At 50.2% G+C, this 19,706-nt stretch carries 15 protein-coding genes, 1 tRNA gene and 1 riboswitch; all 16 genes read right to left on the reverse strand.

Annotation, left to right across the window (positions count from 1 at the left end; all coding sequences use genetic code 11):
- Window positions 1-4: 4 nt before the first annotated feature.
- Complete coding sequence (locus tag ACTQ1N_RS06715; RefSeq protein ID WP_441955833.1) at window positions 5-1,837, reverse strand: alpha-amylase family glycosyl hydrolase; 1,833 nt, start codon at window positions 1,835-1,837, stop codon at window positions 5-7.
- A 79-nt stretch (window positions 1,838-1,916) separates the two neighbouring features.
- Window positions 1,917-2,486 (reverse strand): folate family ECF transporter S component, encoded by a 570-nt coding sequence (locus ACTQ1N_RS06720; protein ID WP_441955835.1) that lies wholly within the window; start codon window positions 2,484-2,486, stop codon window positions 1,917-1,919.
- Between the two features lie 57 nt (window positions 2,487-2,543).
- Window positions 2,544-2,651: riboswitch (THF riboswitch) on the reverse strand.
- 164 nt (window positions 2,652-2,815) lie between these two features.
- On the reverse strand, window positions 2,816-3,034 hold the full coding sequence (locus tag ACTQ1N_RS06725; RefSeq protein ID WP_441955837.1) for a hypothetical protein: 219 nt from the start codon (window positions 3,032-3,034) through the stop codon (window positions 2,816-2,818).
- Window positions 3,035-3,081: 47 nt separating this feature from the next.
- On the reverse strand, window positions 3,082-3,723 hold the full coding sequence (locus ACTQ1N_RS06730; RefSeq protein WP_441955839.1) for a peptidase C39: 642 nt from the start codon (window positions 3,721-3,723) through the stop codon (window positions 3,082-3,084).
- 105 nt (window positions 3,724-3,828) lie between these two features.
- Window positions 3,829-4,821 carry a GTP-binding protein gene (locus ACTQ1N_RS06735; protein WP_441955841.1) on the reverse strand — a complete coding sequence of 331 codons (993 nt, stop codon included), beginning with the start codon at window positions 4,819-4,821 and terminating at the stop codon, window positions 3,829-3,831.
- 26 nt (window positions 4,822-4,847) lie between these two features.
- A complete protein-coding gene (gene metA, locus ACTQ1N_RS06740) occupies window positions 4,848-5,786 on the reverse strand; it encodes a homoserine O-acetyltransferase MetA (protein ID WP_441955843.1) in 939 nt (312 codons plus the stop codon).
- 106 nt (window positions 5,787-5,892) lie between these two features.
- Entirely contained in the window at window positions 5,893-7,905 is a 2,013-nt protein-coding gene (gene ligA / locus ACTQ1N_RS06745) for an NAD-dependent DNA ligase LigA (protein ID WP_441955845.1), read from the reverse strand.
- Between the two features lie 29 nt (window positions 7,906-7,934).
- A complete protein-coding gene (locus tag ACTQ1N_RS06750) occupies window positions 7,935-8,648 on the reverse strand; it encodes a pseudouridine synthase (protein WP_441955847.1) in 714 nt (237 codons plus the stop codon).
- Window positions 8,649-8,763: 115 nt separating this feature from the next.
- Window positions 8,764-9,822, reverse strand: a complete 1,059-nt coding sequence (locus ACTQ1N_RS06755) for an SH3 domain-containing protein (RefSeq protein WP_441955849.1) — start codon at window positions 9,820-9,822, stop codon at window positions 8,764-8,766.
- Window positions 9,823-9,879: 57 nt separating this feature from the next.
- A tRNA-Arg gene (locus ACTQ1N_RS06760) sits at window positions 9,880-9,952 on the reverse strand.
- Window positions 9,953-10,034: 82 nt separating this feature from the next.
- A complete protein-coding gene (locus ACTQ1N_RS06765) occupies window positions 10,035-15,305 on the reverse strand; it encodes an MSCRAMM family protein (protein ID WP_441955851.1) in 5,271 nt (1,756 codons plus the stop codon).
- A 157-nt stretch (window positions 15,306-15,462) separates the two neighbouring features.
- The gene (locus ACTQ1N_RS06770; RefSeq protein ID WP_441955853.1) at window positions 15,463-16,395 is read right to left on the reverse strand and encodes a DUF5688 family protein; all 933 of its coding nucleotides are present in this window, start codon (window positions 16,393-16,395) and stop codon (window positions 15,463-15,465) included.
- Window positions 16,396-16,727: 332 nt separating this feature from the next.
- Complete coding sequence (locus ACTQ1N_RS06775) at window positions 16,728-17,402, reverse strand: uracil-DNA glycosylase (protein WP_441955855.1); 675 nt, start codon at window positions 17,400-17,402, stop codon at window positions 16,728-16,730.
- Between the two features lie 28 nt (window positions 17,403-17,430).
- Complete coding sequence (hisF, locus tag ACTQ1N_RS06780; RefSeq protein ID WP_441955857.1) at window positions 17,431-18,195, reverse strand: imidazole glycerol phosphate synthase subunit HisF; 765 nt, start codon at window positions 18,193-18,195, stop codon at window positions 17,431-17,433.
- A gap of 66 nt (window positions 18,196-18,261) precedes the next feature.
- Complete coding sequence (hisH, locus tag ACTQ1N_RS06785; RefSeq protein ID WP_441955859.1) at window positions 18,262-18,888, reverse strand: imidazole glycerol phosphate synthase subunit HisH; 627 nt, start codon at window positions 18,886-18,888, stop codon at window positions 18,262-18,264.
- Window positions 18,885-19,436 carry a hypothetical protein gene (locus ACTQ1N_RS06790; protein WP_441955861.1) on the reverse strand — a complete coding sequence of 184 codons (552 nt, stop codon included), beginning with the start codon at window positions 19,434-19,436 and terminating at the stop codon, window positions 18,885-18,887. The genes hisH and ACTQ1N_RS06790 overlap by 4 nt, the downstream gene beginning before the upstream one ends.
- Window positions 19,437-19,706: the final 270 nt, after the last annotated feature.

A 19,706-nucleotide genomic window follows, 5' to 3' on the forward strand; every position in this document is an offset into this window, starting at 1 on the left:
ACCGTCAGCCCTCCAGCACAACAACACTGCGCGCCGGAACCGAAATGGTCCGCCCCACTATATTTTTTCGATCGGATGTGCTCAGGACAACCTTCCATCCTCTCTTTCCCGGGAGATCCGGAAGTGCCAGCTGTTTTTCTTCCCAATGGAAATTATATGCAACATACAGGCAGGCTTCACCCTTCATACTGTACATCAGTCCCACGCTTCGGTCCTGGGCTGTCGGAGGCGCAAACCAGGCATTCTCACCATGACATGAATACTGAGGGAAATAATCTCCCATCGCGCAGCTGCTCAGTTCCCGTTCCTGATGGAGAAGTGCATGACTTTTTCGAAACCGGACCAGTGTACGCACGTATTCCAGAATCGCTTGGGCCATGGATGAGGAAGACCAGTCTACCCAGGACAACTCCGAGTCAAAGCACCAGGCATTGCTGTTCCCCTTCTGTGTGTTGCCCATCTCATCCCCGGCCAGAATCATAGGCGTACCCTGAGACAGGAACAGCATTGCCAGCGCATTGCGGATTTGCCGGAGGCGGAGCCTTAGGACTTCCTTCCTCCTCGTCGGCCCCTCTGCGCCGCAGTTCCAGGAAAACTGTGAAACGCCCTGCCCTTCATCAGCACCATTGTGCTGGTCATTGTATGAAACCAGATCCATGAGCGTAAAGCCATCATGTGTCGTGATCTCATTCACCACTGCTGTATCCTTCGGGTTATAACGGACTCTTTCCAGAAATGGCTGAAGGGAACCTTCATCTCCCTTCAGGAATCTGCGCGCGTCATTCTGGAACCCTCTGTTGCACTCTGCCAGATTCCGGAAGGGCGTCTTTCTTCCGTCCGGGTACATGTCCGGTGCAGAAAAATACTCCGAGATGAGTTTGCAGCCTGTCAGGGCAGGATTTCTGCACACTGCATCAAGACACTTCTGATCACCAAACAGGAAGAACCCGTCCACATGATAAACGCTTCTCCACCAGACCAGTGCTGACAGCATCATCTCTGCTGTCACGCTGCCGGAAAAATCCATCTCCATAAGGACTTCCAGCCCGGCATGATGAAGCGCGCGGACCAGCTCACAGAAAGACCGGTACGGATCCCCCGAAGCCGAATACGCCGCCTTCGGTGTCAGCAGGAATCCGGGCCCAAATCCCCAGAGATTCACACTTTCCGGCTTCAGAGGCTGCCGGATCGGTTTCGGGACAACTGCTCTCAGCTCATCCTGAGAACCCTCCGGTGCCCCGACCTGGACCCTGCGGAAGGCTTCCGTCTCATCAAACTCATAGCATGGCATCAGGACAATGCCAGTAATCCCCAGTGACTTCAGATATGGAATCTTTTCAATGATGCCCTCAAATGTTCCCTTCCGGCGGACACCGCTTCTTCTGCCCTTCGTAAACCCCCGGACATTCATTTCATAAAAGACGGAATCTCTGAACGGGATGCCCTCCCGCGGGATGTCCTCCCCCCATTCAAATGAATCTGTCAGAAATCCACAGCGGATCCTGTCACTGCGTTTCTCCCCGTATACCTCCGCGCCGTAGATGCGCTGTGCCCAGGGATCCTGCAGGATCTCTTTCCCGCACTTGAAATTGTATGATACCTTTTCGGCCGGAATGCCGGAAACCTTCAGAACGCGAATATTGCCGATGAAGGGTCTGTCGGGAAAGGGAACGACTGCTTTTTCCTCGCCGCTGTCCCTGTCGTACAGGATCAGTTCCAGCAGTTCTCCCTCGGGCGCTTCTGCTGAAAACACCATGCCATCTTCTTCAAGCCGGGAATGAGGGATGACTGTGCGATCAAGAACGCTGATTTCTTTAACAAGTGGTTTCCAGTCCATCTGCTTCCCCTTCCCTGCTTCTGCTGATCCTCTGCTCTTGAAAGCGATCAGGAATTCTTACGCCGGGACCTGCCGGCAGTTACTGCTTCTGCGGACTGCGGCGCAGTCTTGTACGGAGTGCCTGCCGGACCATGGACGTGACGGGGCTGAAATACAGAAGATTGATTAACAGACAGTATACCGGAACGGTCACAATAAATTGTGTCAGCCGCGTCAGCAGAATTGAATACAGATTATATCCATTGATCAGGACAAGTCCTACTGTTGTAAGTCCAAGAGAACACACAACAGCCGTCAGAACGACGGACACGCTGAGCATCAGGATCTTTTTCCCCTTTTTCCCGCCTTCCGGATTGAAAAGAGCTGGAATAACGCCCCACATGACCGCGCTCAGTGTAATGATGGGATTGACTGTGTAGCCCTGGATCAGACAGCCCAGAATATCCGCAATCAGGCCGGTCAGGCCGCCGGCCAGCGGCCCAAGCCAGAGTCCTGCCATCATCGTGGCGATTGGGCTGAGTGAGATTCTCCCGAATCCGCCCACTGGGATGGACAGGAACCGGGAAAGGAGAAGCTGCACAGCAGCCAGCATCCCGATTGAAACAAAGGTGTAGGTGCACCAGATCGTATGGTTCTCCCTTTTTCGCATAAAAAAACCTCCATGAGTTCCGTCCACACATAGAGGCTTCCCTGATCTTCTATATGCGGCAACGGGTGCAGAATAAGCACCGCGACCCCTGCCGCAGGGCGGGATCTTCGGTTCAGGGCAACTCCCCATCCACTGAAAACTTCACGCGCTTATTCCTACTTCGCCTGACATGGAAGATATCTGTACCCTCTCATACTTGTTCAGAATACAGGTACAATTACTTCCATTGAGTCGATTATATCCGCAATAGGAGGAATGTCAAGTATTGATCAAGTCCGTCTCAGTCTCAGTTCTGGCAGACACTGCCGCAGTTCTTGCGGGTATATCTCTCAGACAGTACCATGCTGGTAGCTTGCCTGGTATTCCTGGTTGATCTCCGAGATCTCCTTCTCTCCATCAATGTAAGGCTGATAAATGTCCTCCACTTTCCCGCCTCCGAGCCAGCAGGAGGAACAATTCTCGCAGCCACCCCCGCACCAGCTCAGAGACTGCCTTACAATCTCCTCCCGCTCCTGCCTGGTCGTATCTCGAATCAGAATGCTCTTCATGCCCCCGTACCTCGCTTTCAGATATCATATCAGATATAGTATTCGTATCAGATATAGTATTCGATGGTCTTCTCCTCAGTCAGTTCGGTCTTTCCATTGTACAGAAGAACAGCCTCCCTTTCCTCGTCCTCACCTAGTGTATACAGCCCATTGCCGGAGAAACAGCTTCGCGCAATCCGCTTGTTGTATTCCTTTGGATGGTCCTCCACAAACTCAATGCCAGGTCCGGAGAATTCCTTCGAATCTGCATCATAGTAGGGATCAAATACCTGAAAAACCAGATCGCCCTTTCCAGCGGGGTCCTCCTCCACTCCAGTCACCAGGATATAATGCCAGACATCGATGATTACCCTCAGAACAACCACACCATGGCAGCGGAGCGCATGGACAATCCGCCCCTCCGGAGACATGGTAACCATCTTCCCGCTCAGATACTGTCCACTGACAGGAATCCGATCCAGCCTTCCAAACCCATTGAGCCAGCTGCAGAGGAACATCATCGCACTTCTGCTCGTACCCATCTCTCCAAGGCGTCCTTCGTCATTGTAGCAGTCAAGGCTGTACAGCATGATGTTGCGGATAACCTCCGGCGGAATCTCCTCCACCTCAAACAGATAGCTGATTGCATTGAGCATCGTCGTAGGGCCGCAGTCATACTCCGACATCTGGTAATGCAGCGGTATTTTCATGTATATGCATCTCCATTTCTAAAAAGGGTTCGAAAATAACCGGCTCCAGGCTCTTGACAGCCGCTTATCAGTCATAGGGGTCCCGCTTTCTCAGACTGCCGCCTCTCAGATATGCCTTGCCCCAATTCTCTCGTCAATGGCCTTTGCGTCCAGATGCTCACCGATGACAATCAGAACATCCTGCCCCTCCGACAGTTCCCGGATATTCAGACCGGTGCGCGTGGCATTCAGCTCATACCACTTTTCCCCTTCCCGGAAAAAGCCCTTGATCCGGAGGATTCTTCCATAACGGTTTTCTTCGCTGCCCTGTCCCAGCAGTTCTGCAGCCGCTGACATCAGCTTCTCCCTTCCTCTCCCCAGGTTCATATAGTATAGGGTCTGAAATGCCTGTTCCGTCTGAAGCTTTACATGATCAAATTCCCTGAAGGAAGCCTCACGGATGCGCTCAAAATCAGCATCTGTCAGACTGTTCCAGTCTTTCAGGAGTACATCCTTCCCATAGCCAGACGTCTTCTGGTCATACTGTTCCACAAACCTCCTGCCGCATCCGAACTGCTGCATCGCCCGGTTGAGATACCGGACCGTCTCATCCGCCCGCCTGTCCCTGATTCCATCCTTCCCTTTCCCTGCATGGCTGAGCAGGACAATTCCAGCATCTGCCACCTCTGAAACCAGAAGATAGGCTGCATCATGATCAAGCGGATAGGTCATTGAAACGTCTACAATTGAAATGACACTCCCGATTCCGCAAAGATTGCTGATTGTGTCCTCGTACATTGCATCAAAAAATTCATCAACATCGAAGACACCTGAGGGCTCGACCAGGACGCGATCCAGGTTCTGCATCCCCATGGTGATCAGTTTCGTCCGGAATCTTCTCCTGTAGCAGGAAAGATCTCCGCCGATGACCATCTCCGTGACCGCTCCTTCCTTCTCAAGATCCTGAAGAAGCATCATATCAACATTCACAGAGCCATAGTCATTCTCAATAATCCCAACCTTCTGCCCCTGTCTCATCAGGTATCTGGCATACGTCTGGATAAAAGTTGTCTTTCCGGATCCCAGAAATCCGGTGATTAAATCGACTTTTGCCGCCATGTCCCGCTCTCCCATGATTGATCCGCTCAGTGCAGATTTTCGTATGTGTATACGCGTGTCCCGAGACTGTACGGCGTCAGCTGATAGCAATAGTAATTGATCCAGTTTGTATACAATGTATTCGCATGCGCGCGCCAGCTCAGCTTTGGCTTGTTATCCGGGTCATCATCCGGGTAATAATTCACAGGCATCCTGATCGGAATGCCTTTCTTTTTATCCCTCTGATATTCCTGGTCCAGTGTAAGCCTGTCATACTCCGGATGTCCCATCACAAAAATACGCCGCCCATTTCTCGACATGACAAGAAATACGCCGGCCTCGTCCGACTCAGAGAGAATAACCAGATCATTGCATTTCATGATCTCATCTCTTGAGACCTCAGTCCATCGAGAATGCGGAGCAAAGAAGAAATCGTCAAAGCCTCGTACCAGAGGAATCTTCTTGTTCTTTACCCTGTGCCGATATACACCAAACAGCTTATAGCCAAGGTTTCTCTTCGACAACCCATAGTGATGATATAAAGCCGCCTGAGCGCCCCAGCACAGATGGAGGGTGCTCGTAACATGGTCCGTCGTCCAGTCTAAAATCTCACAAAGCTCATCCCAGTAATCAACCTCCTCGAACTTCATCAGCTCAACCGGAGCTCCGGTAATGATCATACCGTCGAAAAACGATTCCTTGATATCCGAAAACTCCTGGTAAAACTGGTTCAGATGACCCGCTTTCGTATTCTTCGCATGGTGTGTTGTGACAGTGAGAAACGTGATATTCAGCTGCAGCGGCGTATTGGAAAGCGACCGGAGCAGCTGCAGTTCTGTATCTTCCTTCAGTGGCATCAGATTCAGGATGAGAATCTCAAGCGGACGGATATTCTGCAGATCTGCCTGGCCCTCTTCCATCACGAATATATTCTCTCTGTCAAGTACTTCCCCCGCAGGTAAGTCTGATTGAATTCGAATCGGCATTGTATTCCTCCTGTTCTGGCCGCCTGACTGATATCCTCCAGTAATCCGGCTGCAGCATCTTTACCTTTGCCGCATTGACTGCGTGATTTCGTCTACTGTATTTGTTTTACCTGCCCGGCGTTTCAGGTATCTCTTCCGGATGCTGCTTCATATGCAGGTACTGCTGCTCTGTGATGACCGGAATCCCGAGTTCCCTCGCTGCCCTGTTTTTTGATGATCCGGACAGCGCATCATTGTTGATCAGAAAGCTTGTCTTTGAGGAAACGGAACCGGCAACCTTGCCGCCCAGACGCTCAATCTCCTCTTTCAACTGTCTTCTGGACTGATAATGAGAAACACTCCCTGTAATCACGAATGTCTTTCCTTCAAAAATACTGTTGCCGGAAAGGCTGCCTTCTCCCTCGCCGCCTGCACTGCCCGGCTTCTCCAGGCGGATTTCCTTCAACAAATCATCGAGCATTGATTTGTTTCCCGGATCTGAAAACCATCTCACGATGGACTGCGCCATAACATCCCCAACACCGTTTACAGCGGTCAGCTGCTTCAGGTCTGCATTCCGAAGTTGTTCAAGGTCATCTCCGAACGCCCGGCTGATTCCTTTTGCATTGGCAACCCCGATTCCCGGAACACCAAGTGCAAACAACAGCCGGGGCAGTGTCGTTATCCGTGCCTTCTCGATGCTCTCATCAAGCTTGTCACATGACTTTTCCCCGAATCCATCCATGCTGACAATCACGTCTCTGTGCTGCCGCAGTCGGAACAGGTCTCCAAATGAATGTATCAATCCTCGTCCGATCAGCTTTTCCAGTGTCATCTCAGAAAGGCCGTCGATGTTGATCGCATCCCTTGACACAAACTGCGTGAATGACTTGATTTTTTTCGCCGGGCAATCCGGGTTTTCACAAAAAAGCGTCTGGACATCCTGCGCCTGGTGAATCGCAGTTCGTCCTCCGCAGGCAGGACATTTCTCCGGGATCTGTACCGTACCTGATTTTGTCAGATTTTCGGCGATCTGCGGAATGATCATATTGGCCTTGTAAACCTTTATCTCATCTCCAATTCCCAGCCTGAGTTCTTTCAGAATGCTGACATTGTGAACGGAAGCCCTTGTGACGGTTGTTCCTTCCAGCTGAACCGGATCAAAAACCGCAACTGGATTGATCAGGCCGGTTCTTGATGGGCTCCATTCTACACTCCGGAGACGAGTGACAGCCTCCTCATCCTTCCACTTGAATGCATATGCATCTCTCGGATACTTCGCTGTCGTTCCAAGAGATTCTCCATATGCAATATCATCATACAAGGCCACAAGCCCGTCTGAAGGAATCTCAAAATGGCGGATTTTCTTTTCAAAATAGTCCATCGTCTGATCCAGGGTGTCAGCGTACGTCACAACATGCTCAACCACCTCAAACCCCTGCTGCTGCAGAAAATGAAACTGTTCAAGCCTTGAGTTATGAAAATCCACTCCATCTGCTTTGACAAGTGCGAATGCATAAAGCCGGACATGCCGTTTTGCCGTGATCCTGCTGTCCAGCTGCCTGACAGATCCGCTGCAAAGATTCCGCGGATTTTTGTACTGGCTGTCTGCGCCGAACGATTCGTTAATTTTCTCGAAATCCGGGTAGGATATGACCGCCTCCCCCCGAAGGATGAGTTCTCCCTTGTAAGGAATCCTCAGCGGAATGTTCTCAAACACTCTGGCATTCGGTGTGATCACCTCGCCGATGATTCCATTCCCGCGCGTCACAGCCTTTGCAAGACTTCCATCCTCATAGGTCAGGACAACCGTCAGTCCATCAAGCTTCCATGAAACTAAGGTCTTCCTGTCCCCGATAAACGCCCTGAGCGCCTCTCTGTCCTTGGTCTTATCGAGGGAAAGCATCGGCTTTTCGTGGCGCTCCTTCGGAAGCCTGTCTACCGCCTCATATCCGACATGCTGCGTCGGGCTCGATGAAAGCACCGTTCCGGTGTCCCTCTCCAGCGAAAGAAGTTCATCATACAGACGGTCATACTCCAGGTTGCTCATAATCTCCTGGTTTTCAACATAGTAGGCCTTCCCTGCCCGGTTCAGGATGCCGACAAGTTCTTTCATCCTCTCAATTCTGCTGTCATCCATAAATCTTCTCCAATACATATCCGGTTTTGTCAGCTTTCCCCTGAAACTCCGGTCAGGCGCTTCAGTTCCTTCACTTCCTGTCTTGTCAGTTCCCTGTATGCCCCCGCTTTCAGATTTCCAAGGCAAATATTCATGACACGGATCCGCTCGAGTTTCTTCACCCTGCAGTCGAAAACCTCGCACATCCGCCGAATCTGCCGGTTCATGCCCTCCGTAAGAATGATATCGAAGGAGTTTGTCCCTATTTTCCTGACACAGCAGGGTCTTGTCGTCCGGTCAAGTTCCGGAAGCCTGACACCTGCCGACAGGGAAGCAACCAGCTGATCAGATACCGGTTTATCTATTGTGACCAGGTATTCCTTTTCATGAAAGCCACGGGCTTTCTGAATCCTGTTGGACACATCCCCATTATTTGTCATAAGAATCAATCCTTCTGATTCCTTATCCAGCCGTCCGACTGGAAACACCCTCTGAGGAATATTGATCAGATCTCCCAGCAGTCTGTCTCCATGTGTGCGGTCTGTCGTGACAACAACTCCCCTGGGTTTATTCACAGCCAGAAAGATTTCCCTTTCCTGGATTGTGATCTTTTTTCCGTCTACCGTTACATCATCCTGGAGTCCGACCTCCATTCCAACCCTTGCAATCAAACCATTTACCTGGATCCGGCCTTTTTCCGCCAGGCGATCTGCCTCCCTTCGGCTGCATACCCCACATTGTGCCAGATACTTATTCAGCCGCATCTCAATCCCCCCTGACAGATACAGAAAGAGCTGCCGCATTCATGCAGCAGCTCTGTTACACTACGTCTATATCCTCTTTTTGAGTGACTCTGACCTCACCGGTCTTTCAGCTCTCTTACACAGCTCCACCTGATGTGTTTCCACCTGACGCAGTTCCTGTGCTGGAAGTCTGATCTGTCTGCGAGGCTGACGCTGACCCGGAACCAGACGTCTGATCTGTCTGCGCGGTACCAGAATCCCCGAACTGAAGATACTGTGTCGACACATACCCATCATATGTCGTTCCCTGATAGTCAAAATTGATGTGTGTCCACTGATCGCCGCGCTCGATGACCTTGACCTCTGCTCCGGCGTATGTGACCGCGACGATCTGCGAGTCCGCACTCGCCTTCGCCCGGATATTGACACCAGCCGTCGTCGTTGCCGTTTCCCCGGAAGCCCCGCCTGCAGAAGAAGCATCGGATTCCGTAGCAGCTTCCGTCTCTCCCGACGCCCCGGAAGACTGGCTGTCGAGAAACGCCTTCAGATCCGGATCGGAATTTTCCGCTTCAAGCAGCTTCTGGTTGACATCATTCTTCAATGCCTGGACATCCGAGGCAGCTGTCGCTTTGCTGATAAAGTCCGCGACCTCAGTGGATGCATTCCGGTCACCTACAACAAGACTGCCCGAATCATTTGTCACAACATATAACAGAGCCAGGCTCGGTGCCTCGGTACTGATATCCTTGATCTTCCCGTCGTAATAAGCATATACAACATATGTCCCATCAGAAGGGCCTGCCTTCGAATATGTGGAAATATTGTCGTAGCTTTCGATCATGTTGTTCGAAAGAATACTGCTCTGCATATCATCCGTCCACGGGCTGACAATCGTGGCAAGCGTCACGGTATCCTTCGCTGCAACAGCTGTATAATACTTCTTTACCAGCTCCAGGATAGAGGCGTCATCTTTCTTCAAGCTTGCAGAGGCGTCCGGTGCCGTTGAAGCCGCCGCTGTATTCTGTGAAGCCTCCGTCACCTGCTCGACAGCCTGTGCGTCTGTCTTGTTGCTGTCCTTCGATGAACCGCCCACAAGTCTGACTACACAGACAACAATGACAACCACCAGGCAGACAGCAATTCCAAGAAGGATGTACCGCAGATTGTCAGAAAGCCACTCTCTGAAATTATCCATAAGCGTCCTCCAGATCATGCCTGAATTTCTGATCGGCCAGGATTGCCGTATCAATCACGCATCTGAAGGGACTCGAACCCCCGACACGCGGTACCGGAAACCGCTGCTCTATCCGCTGAGCTACAGATGCAGATTCAAAACCAATCGGTTCTGAAAACAGTGATCATCTTAGCATAGCAGACTGATAAAGTCAAATAAATCCGATTGTCATGTCATCCTGCTTCCCCCTGTCTCCCCCGTCTGCCCTTTTTTCTCATGTCTTGTCTTCGCAGCCTCATAACACATACTGCCAGAAGCATGGCGCTGACGCCTGCTGCCAGCATCCACTGTTTCAAAGGGGTATTATCTCCTGTTCTGACTGAGCCGGAAGGTGTTGTTTTATCCGCTTTATCTTTCATGACAACCTTCGTAATTTCTCCGCTGTCCGGAACCTCAAAGGCAATAGTCTCCGCTTTCTCATACCCGTCAGGTGCACGAAGCTCCGTGAGCGTATAGGACCCGATCGGAAGCATCTCAATATCGTGTGGTTTCTTCCCGGAAATCCACCTTTCAACCTCCTTTCCTGACTGGTCCCGCACGACAAGCTCCGCTCCTGCCAGTTCCTCACCGGTTGCAAAGTCCTGTTTTGAAATTCTCACCTTTGTGATATCATCCCGCATGACATGGCGCTGATCTGTGAAGTCATCCTGGACTGTAAATTCAATCTGTTCAGCCGTTACATATCCGTCCGCCGGTTTCCGCTCTGACAGGATATATGTCTTTCCTGTCTCCAGGCCATCAACCGGATGCGGCTCGGTTCCCGACAACCAGCTGTCCTTTACTTCCCCACTCTCCTTATCCGTCACCTCAAGATGGGCACCTTCAATCTCTTTCCCGCCCGTAAGGTCTGTCTTGGTAATCAGAAGTTGTTTATTGATCAGCTTCAATGTATCATCTACCGCATCTTCAGACACTGTAAATGAAACGGGTCGAGAGAGAACGTATCCTTTCGGCGCCTCCTTCTCTACAAGCAAGTATGTCTCCCCTTTCCGGAGTCCGGTCACTGCATGCGCTTCTCCATCCGAGAGCCAGAAGTCCACGACTGCTCCTTCCGAATCTCTGATTTCCAGCCGGGCTCCTGCCAGGCCATTGATTCGCGTGTCTGTCTTGAAGACAAACACGCGTTTGTCAATCATCGTAACCGTCTGGTCTGTCCCATCATCCAGAATGATAAAATCCATCGGATCCGCGCCAAGAAATCCAGATGGAATCTTTTCTTCTACCAGGCGATAACGGCTTCCAACCGCAAGGCCCTCAGCAAAGTATGGCTGGTCATCTGTCGTCCACCTCAGGACCGGCATGGGTGAAATCTGACCGTTATCTTCCCCGGAGATCTCGTAAATTGCAAGGCCGGCTCCTTCTATGTTTCTGCCCAGTGCATCCGTTTTCCGGATTATCAGCCTCTTATCAGTCATCGTGAGCCGCTGTAGTTTCTCCGACGGCTGCACCTCAAACGGAATTGCTTTCGCGGCTGTGTATCCTTCAGGGGCTGCAGTTTCCTGAAGTAGATACTTTCCTGGCGGAAGCCGTTTCACCAAGTGCGGTTTTCCGTCTGAAATCCACTCTGCGTCTACGATCTTTCCCTGATCGTCTTCATATTTCACAGTGTTCCCGTCCTGATCCGTAATTTTCAGTCGTGCGCCATACAGCCCTTTCCCGGCATCATCTGTTTTGTCAAACTGCCATCTGTTATACCGGTTCCGCCGGACGATTTTCAGCGTACCCTGCCCGCCCCGTCCTGCCTTCTGCGCCTTCCCCGATCCATTACTCGGAGGCCCCATGCTTTTTTTCTTCTCCAAGGCCTCTTCAACCCTGTTTCCCTCCTTGTCAGACTCAAAGATATTGCCCTCCCCGTCCACTGAAAACCAGCTTTCGGTTTCATCGATCAGATACCCCGGTCGGGACGCTGTCTCCCTCACAGCGTAAATACCTGTCGCGATCCTGCCGGCAATGATCCATCCGTCTTCATCCGTCTGATAGTCTCCGTCTGAAAAAAGTTTACTTCCGATATACCGCCCGTTTTTCTTACCTTTAAAGTCATCAATCCTGACAATCCTGAAGGTCACTCCAGCCAGCGGTTTTCCGTCTTCCTCAGACCACCCGCCATCAGCCAGCTTTTGCTCTGTCTTCAGAAGTTTCATCGTGGTTGGCTGGTTGGATGTCTTCATACTGACTCGAACGACTTCTGTATGCTCATCCTGATACAGAATTGAAAATGGAATAGGTTCAGGATCTCTCCGATATCCTTCAGGGGCTTCCCGTTCCAATACCTCATATCTCCCCAGAAACAGCTTTGCAGATCTGCCCACTCCCTTTTCATCCGTTGTAAAGATGTCTACAACATCTCCCTTTCTCGCACGAATGGTTCCATCTGGTGTCACGATATCTTCCGCTGCATGTATTTCGTAGACGGCCCCACGGAGACTGGCTCCACTGTCCCGATCCGTTTTCTCAAGGAAAAGCATTCCCATCGCAGGCTGATTCTCCATGGTCCAGGTGATGACATGCTCCCAGCTGTTGCGCGATGTCACGTCAAAACGAACATCCTGTCCTATTACATAACCTTCTGGCGCATGTACCTCATGCAGATAATATGTTCCGGCTCGCAGCCGTTCAGGCAGCGTAACTGTTCCATCATCTCCGGTTGTAAATTCCGTCACCGACCGGTGCGCCGGCGAACTTTCCCGGAAAGTAACTGGTTTCTTCTTTTCGTCCAGAATCTGGAAGACTGTCCCTGAGAGCGGGATTGTTTTTCCCGTCGACCGATCCGCCTTCCTGAGGCAAAGCCACTCACCGATCGGCCGGTCATTTTTATAGATACCCTTATATACCCTCCCGTCAAAAACACCTCCGCTCTTCGTTCCGTCCACCAGAAAGTCCTTAACCGGAATCAGACCGGAGGGCACCGTACTCTTACGCTCACTGACCTGATATAGTCCGTATGGCAGTCTTCCATGTGCATATGCCGGGTCATTGGTCGTGGCTGTCCCGTTTTCATCCGTCTCAATGGAGAGCACCACCTTGTCTGGATCAGAAGCCAGACAGATATCAAACACAACTCCTTTGACGGGGATCATATCATCTCCCGTCTCATCCGGGTCCTCCGTGTCGCGGAACTTCTGTATCTCAATATCAAAACGGATCACATCGTCATCAAACGGTTTATCCAGCATGACAACCGTGTTCTTCTCACGGATCTCAAACGTCTGATCAATCTGATTTCCCCGAAGGTTATATCCTTCCGGCGGTATGACTTCCCGAAGCTGGTAAGTCCCATATGGCAACGCATCCCCAGGGGATTCATATCCGATCCACTCTCCCAGTTCGCTGCAGGACAGCTGTGTAAGAACCTCTCCAGGCTCCGCTGTCCTTCCATACGCTTTTACCGCTGACAGACTCTGATTCACAAGTTCAAAAACCGCACCCTCCAGCCGGGCATCCCCTTGACTTGCTTTTTTACCGCTTCCATGTGCCGCTTCAAAAACTGCCGTTCCGTCTTTCTTCTCATCCAGGATACAGTGCTGATTTACAATCTCCGAATCGATTTTATGGAACCGGAATCCACCTCTGATCACTTCCTCCCAAAACACAATTCGGTCAGAAAAATCCAGTATTTTCCCATCATCCTGTTCCGTAATTGTGAAGCGTTCTGTCTGACTTGAACGTTCATACCCTGCAGGCGCTTTGCTTTCAGTCAGCTCGTATGTACCCGCCTGCAGAACCGGTGGAACTGTTGCGCTTCCATCGCGTCCGGTTTTGACAACAAGCCCTATGATCTCGTTATTCTTCCAGACAGTCGATGGATCTGTTTTCAAACCGACAGAATATCCACTGACGTTTCGAATCTGGAACTCTGCTCCCTCAAATCCTGCATCTCCATCCGGAATATCTCCCAGTTGAGCAGACTTTTTTCTGAACCTGATTCCTGCATAAGCAGGTTCGTCCCAGACATCAATCGTAAAGATTGCCCCGTCTTCTGCATCTTCCGGAATGACGACATCCGGAATCGACCGATTGATGAGACACCCTGAAGGGGCCCTTGTCTCAGTAACCCGGTATGTACCTGGCAATACCTGGATTTGTCTGCTGCTTCCATCGGACCCGCATTCCAGGGCATACTGGTTTCCTTTCCCATCATCTAGAGAAAATGCTGCTCCTCCCATACCCATGGAAGAAGCGCCCGTCAGCCTTTTACGAACCTGAACCGTTAGCTGCCGTTTCCGAAATGAAGCAGAAAGGTCCAGGTTCTGGCCACTTCCCCACAGCGCATATGATACGTCCTGATCTGCATTGCCAGATTTGATCACATATGTTTGAAAGCCGACAGCGGATTTATCCTCAAGACCGATATTCACTGTCTCCGTGAAGGTATCGGATACAACCACGTAGCTCTTTCCGGTTTCCATCGCCTTGGCACGTTTCCCGGTCGTCACTTCCTCTACATATGCACCAGACGGCTCCACTTGTGTGATCTCAGCACGGGCTCCTGCCTGGCCTTCGTACGAAACCGGATCCGAAACATACCTGCCCTGTCTGTACCCGCCGGAAAGCTGCGCACTGCTCAGTTTCCCCGAGGGAATGGAAAGCTGTTTCAGTCTGGCAAGAACACGCTCTCCTGCATTTGCAGCTTCCTGTTTCACCATATAGTGTGAAACCGGTTTTCCTTCATAGATCGCTCCCAGAATATAATGCGTAAACGCATATGAATTGCTGCCACCCGCGACACCGATTTCCTTGTAAATACTCATGATCTTTGAATCCGTTCCATATCCAGGCGCATCTTCGGGCAGATAATACATCGCGACAGCAAGCAGATTGGAATTGGGGATGGTTTTCACCTTGCTGAGAGGTGTGATGTTGTCCATCGGATCACTCTTATAAGGATTGATACAGAAAGCGGAAACCGTCTTACTGCCTCCGCCTTCTCCGAATATCCTGACTTGAAATACCCTTGTTTTTGGACCCCCTCCAAAATATGTCAGGGTAGAATCCGGCTTGTCTGTAATTTGTACATATGGCCTGGATATTCTTAGCGGCTCCGCCATTGCATGGAGCTCTTTCTCATCTGCTTCCTCCAGATAAAGTTCTGCTTCCGTATCCGCAGAATTCCCGTCTTTCCCTTCCGGGGTAAGATTTTCAGTATTCGGTGGGATACCGGCGCTTTCAGGCTTTTGCAGTTCGGAACTGGCTTCAGCCTGCATAAGACCTTCCGTTGTCATCAGAGACTGTCCTTCTATCTGGCTGTCCCTCTGTTCCTTCTCTTTGGTTTCTTCCTCCTGAGTCTGCTGTTCCAACACCTCCCGCCCTGATGCAGCTTGTCCTGATTGATCGGTACCGCTTCCTGCACCATTGGGCTGCTGCTTTCTTTCTGTCTCCGGTTCAGTTACCGATTCCTCTGCATGCCTGTTCTGAATCGTTTCAAATGCGGGAATCTCTGCTGCCATAAGTCCTGTGAAACCCTTTCTAACAGTTTCACCAGAATCCGTGGTTCGCCATCCTGAAGCCGCAAGAAAAGACCGCGGTTCTCCTGAAAGGAGAAGGAATCCTATGACAAGGAGCATTGACAGGAGGCCTTGTATTTTCTTCATGTCATGCCCTCCTTCATGCTGCTATGATGAGCCGTCCTCTGGCTCTGTCATACCGGTAGACACTATCGGCAAGCACCTCCTCCGGCGCAACCTTTGTTCGATTGATCCTCCGCACGATCCGGCTGATGGACTCCGTCTTCAGATGGTACCCTGCCGGAAGAACCATACATTCATGGATAGAACTCGGAATCACATAAAAGTCATCCTTCAGTTGGTCGGCAACCTTTCGCAGCACTTCCACATCCATCATCCAGACTGCCCCGTAGCTTCTCCTGGAATTGGTCAGTACAAAGAGCTGAAGTCGTTTATCCATATCTTCGGAGTCAGCTTGTCCATCGCTGCATTCGGCCGTTCCATTCTCCGTTTCCTGACTGCTTCCCCGAAGTTCCGATATTAATTGTTCTGTTGTCATAAAATCTGCCGGGAGCAGCCGGCCCATATTCTTCATGGCCAGTCCGAGAAGCTCTTCCTTTTTCAACCTCATCTGCTGCATATGAAAGTTTCGCAGCAGAACAGTCCCAGAACCGATCTTGATATCATCAATAAGCAGATAAAATACGACCGATAGGTTCAGAAATGGAAAATGTGGGCATTCCTTCAGAAATTCCTGGCTCCGGTCTGTATTGACCAGACTGCATACAATCTGGTTTCTGATGTACGCCGGGTTCAGCAGTTTGTCCGGCTCAAGTTGTTCCGGCATAGATCTCATATAATAAGCAATAATCGCGTTCGCGATATCTTCGATCCCTGTCCCCTGGATATATTTCTGAAAGTAATACCGCAGATCAATGCATGGACTTATGGATGTATCCCTTTTCTGGATAGAAAGATTATCCTGGACAATTCCATTGTATTTTCTGAGTTCAAACAGACGAACTTTGTACTCAGCACCAAGCTTCAGACCGATCAGTTCCGGGATCTCTTTTTTGAATGTACTGTAATCCATAATTCCTTTCTACGGCAGACAGACTGGTGCCGCTCCAGAAGAAATGTCCGTGCTGCGGCATCAGACGACGGCGTGCACGAAATCGATAGAAATGAAAAAGGAGAATTAGATTGAAAAAATGATGAAAAATACGAAAAGAAATAGAAACTCTAAAAGAAGATATAAGAACCGGCAGGAAAGAATTCCTGTGTCGTCTTGAAAGAAGACTAACATAAGGCTTTCCTGCCGTCAAGTCAAAACATCAATTTTTCTGATTGAATCATGTAATCAGTTTTTTATTTATATTTTATAGTATATTTCTGACACATTGTGCTGTACAAAGTGTTTGTGTCTCATACATCCTCAATCTGCCAGTCAATCGGCGTAACACCATGTGCCTCCAGAAACCGATTGGTCTGGGAAAAAGGTTTGCTTCCGAAAAATCCATGATAGGCAGAAAGCGGACTTGGATGCGGAGACTTCAGAACAAGGTGCTCGGGATTGTCGAGCATGCTACATTTCGCCTGCGCTGCCTTTCCCCAAAGAATAAACACGATTGGCCTCGCCTGACCGTTTACCGCCGTAATCGCAGCATCCGTGAATTGTTCCCATCCAAGTCCTCTGTGAGAGAAGGCGTGATGGGCGCGAACCGTGAGTACCGTATTCAGCATCAGGACACCCTGCCTTGCCCATTTTGTAAGATCGCCGTTGTTTGGAATCCTGCATCCGATGTCATCATGCAGCTCCTGATAAATATTCACAAGCGACGGGGGAATCGCAACTCCCGGATGAACCGAGAAGGACAGACCATTTGCCTGTCCCGGCTCATGATAGGGATCCTGCCCCAGAATTACTACCTTTACCTTTGAAAGTGGAGTCAGACTGAATGCCCGCAGGATATCCCCTGCAGGCGGGTAAATCGTTTGGGTTCTGTACTCCTCATTGATCGTCTGATAAAGTTTTGCGTAATATGGCTTGCTGAACTCTGCCCTGAGTGATTGCATCCAATCGCTTCCTATTGCGTCCATCCCTGTTTTCCTTCCTTACAACGCCAGCTCACGAAAGCCTCACCGGAACTCCATGTTCCTTCAGGTAATCCTTAACCTGCCTGATTTCAAGATCCTTATAATGAAAAAGGGAAGCAGCAAGCGCTGCGTCTGCCTTTCCCTCTGTCAGGGCATCATAGAAATCTTCCACCCTGCCCGCTCCTCCGGAAGCGATCACAGGTATACGGACCGACTCCGCAATCTTCCGTGTCAAATCGAGATCATAGCCGGCTTTCGTACCATCGCGGTCCATGCTTGTCAGAAGAATCTCACCCGCACCAAGACCAAACGCCCTCTTTGCCCATTCAACAGCATCGATTCCCGTATCCTGTCGTCCTCCTGCTGTATAGACATTCCAGCCTGTTCCATCCGGCCTTTTCCTTGCATCGATCGCGACAACAACACACTGAGCGCCAAACTTGTCAGCGGCCTGTGAGATTAATTCCGGATTTCTGACAGCCGCTGAGTTAACTGCCACCTTATCTGCTCCCGCTCTTAAAATCGCACGAAAATCCTCACAGGTTCTGACACCGCCTCCAACCGTGAATGGGATAAAAACTCTCTCTGCCACCCTCCTGACCATGTCGATCACAGTCTCCCGGTGATCGCTTGTTGCTGTAATGTCCAGAAATGTCAGCTCATCCGCACCCGCTTCATCATAAGCCGCAGCCGCCTCTACCGGGTCTCCGGCATCCCGGAGCTTCACGAACTGTATCCCTTTTACAACCCTTCCGTCTTTCACGTCAAGGCAAGGTATGATTCTCTTTGTAAGCATTCTGATACTGTCCTCCAGCCTTCTGGCTCAACAAGTTTACGGGCTGATCCCATACAGGATCTGAAATCAGACGTGCAGGAAATTATCCAGGATTCTCAGTCCCCATTTGCCACTTTTCTCCGGATGAAATTGACAAGCGAACAAGTTGCCGCTTTCAACCCCGACGTCTATCTGTGTTCCATATTCACAGGTTGCCGTTACAATCGAAGGATTCCGTGCCTTCAGGTAGTAGGAATGGACAAAATAAACCTCCGTCCCTTCCGGAATTCCCCGATACAGCCTGCTTTTTCTCGGAAATGAAAGCTGATTCCATCCCATGTGCGGTACTTTTAATAAGCCATTCTTGTCGTCAATCTTCAGAATCTCGCCATCGAGCAGGCATAGCCCTCTGACATCCGTACCGTCCTGCAAAGCCAGGGATTCATCGCTGCGTTCAAAAAGTAACTGAAGCCCGAGACATATTCCAAGCAGTGGGATTCCGCGCTTTACAGTCTCCCGCAGCGTTTCATCCAGTCCAAAATCAACAAGCTTTTCCATCGCATCTGCAAATGCGCCGACCCCCGGAAGAATCACATGATCAGCCTGAAGAATCTCAGCCCTGTCTCTGGTGAGAATTGTCTGATACCCAAGAAAAGCACAGGCTTTCTGGACACTCATGATATTCCCGGCATCGTAGTCTACAATTGCAATCATGCATCCTCCTTCTGATCAGTCTTCACATCCCATTGTTTGAGTTTTTCGAGCCATTCAATCGAATTACACTTCACCGAATATGCACGTCCTGTCTCAGCCAGCTCTTTCGGGAGCTGCGGCAAGGAAGCATGCACACGAATCAGGCTGCTTTTCATATTGAGCTGCGTAATCTTTTCAAACGGCCATCGAATCAGTTCCGGTGAAACAAATCCTACACCCAATTCAAGAAGAAGCAGGCGATGACCAAGCGTCCCGGAGATCCATCTGAGATAAGTATTCCACTGCTCTTCACTGCACGAGTCGTTTTCCTTCGGACCATACGGCTCAGTAATAAAGAATGGAAGCAGGTTAGAGCGGAAGACAAGATCATCTGAATTCTGTGATACAACAAAATACGTCTTGCCCCTTAAACATGGCGGAAGCATGTTCAGTGCTTTGACAATCCTGTCGCTTCTTTGAGATGTCCCATCCGACCGAAGCTCCTCGCCCAGACCAATCAGAACCATCTCAGCATCCCGAAAATGTTTTTCGATATCAGCCTCGAGCATAAGAACACTCTGACTCCTTTCCATGTTTTGCCTTAAATAATTTTTACTTCCCCCAGTATACCATAGGTCGGAAGATATATAAAAAAAGACTCCGGATTTCTCCGAAGTCTTTTACCTGTATCTTGAAAACCGCACACAAAATCGTTACCCTGACATTTCCCTTTTTCTATCCGTTTTCCAAACTCACTTACCATTGTGCCTTTTGGATAAGCCTGCGACCGATTAGTAACAGTCAGCTCCATACATTACTGTACTTCCACCTCTGTCCTA

It is taken from the genome of Porcincola sp. LCP21S3_C12 (assembly GCF_052118625.1).
Taxonomy (GTDB): Bacteria; Bacillota; Clostridia; order Lachnospirales; family Lachnospiraceae; genus Porcincola.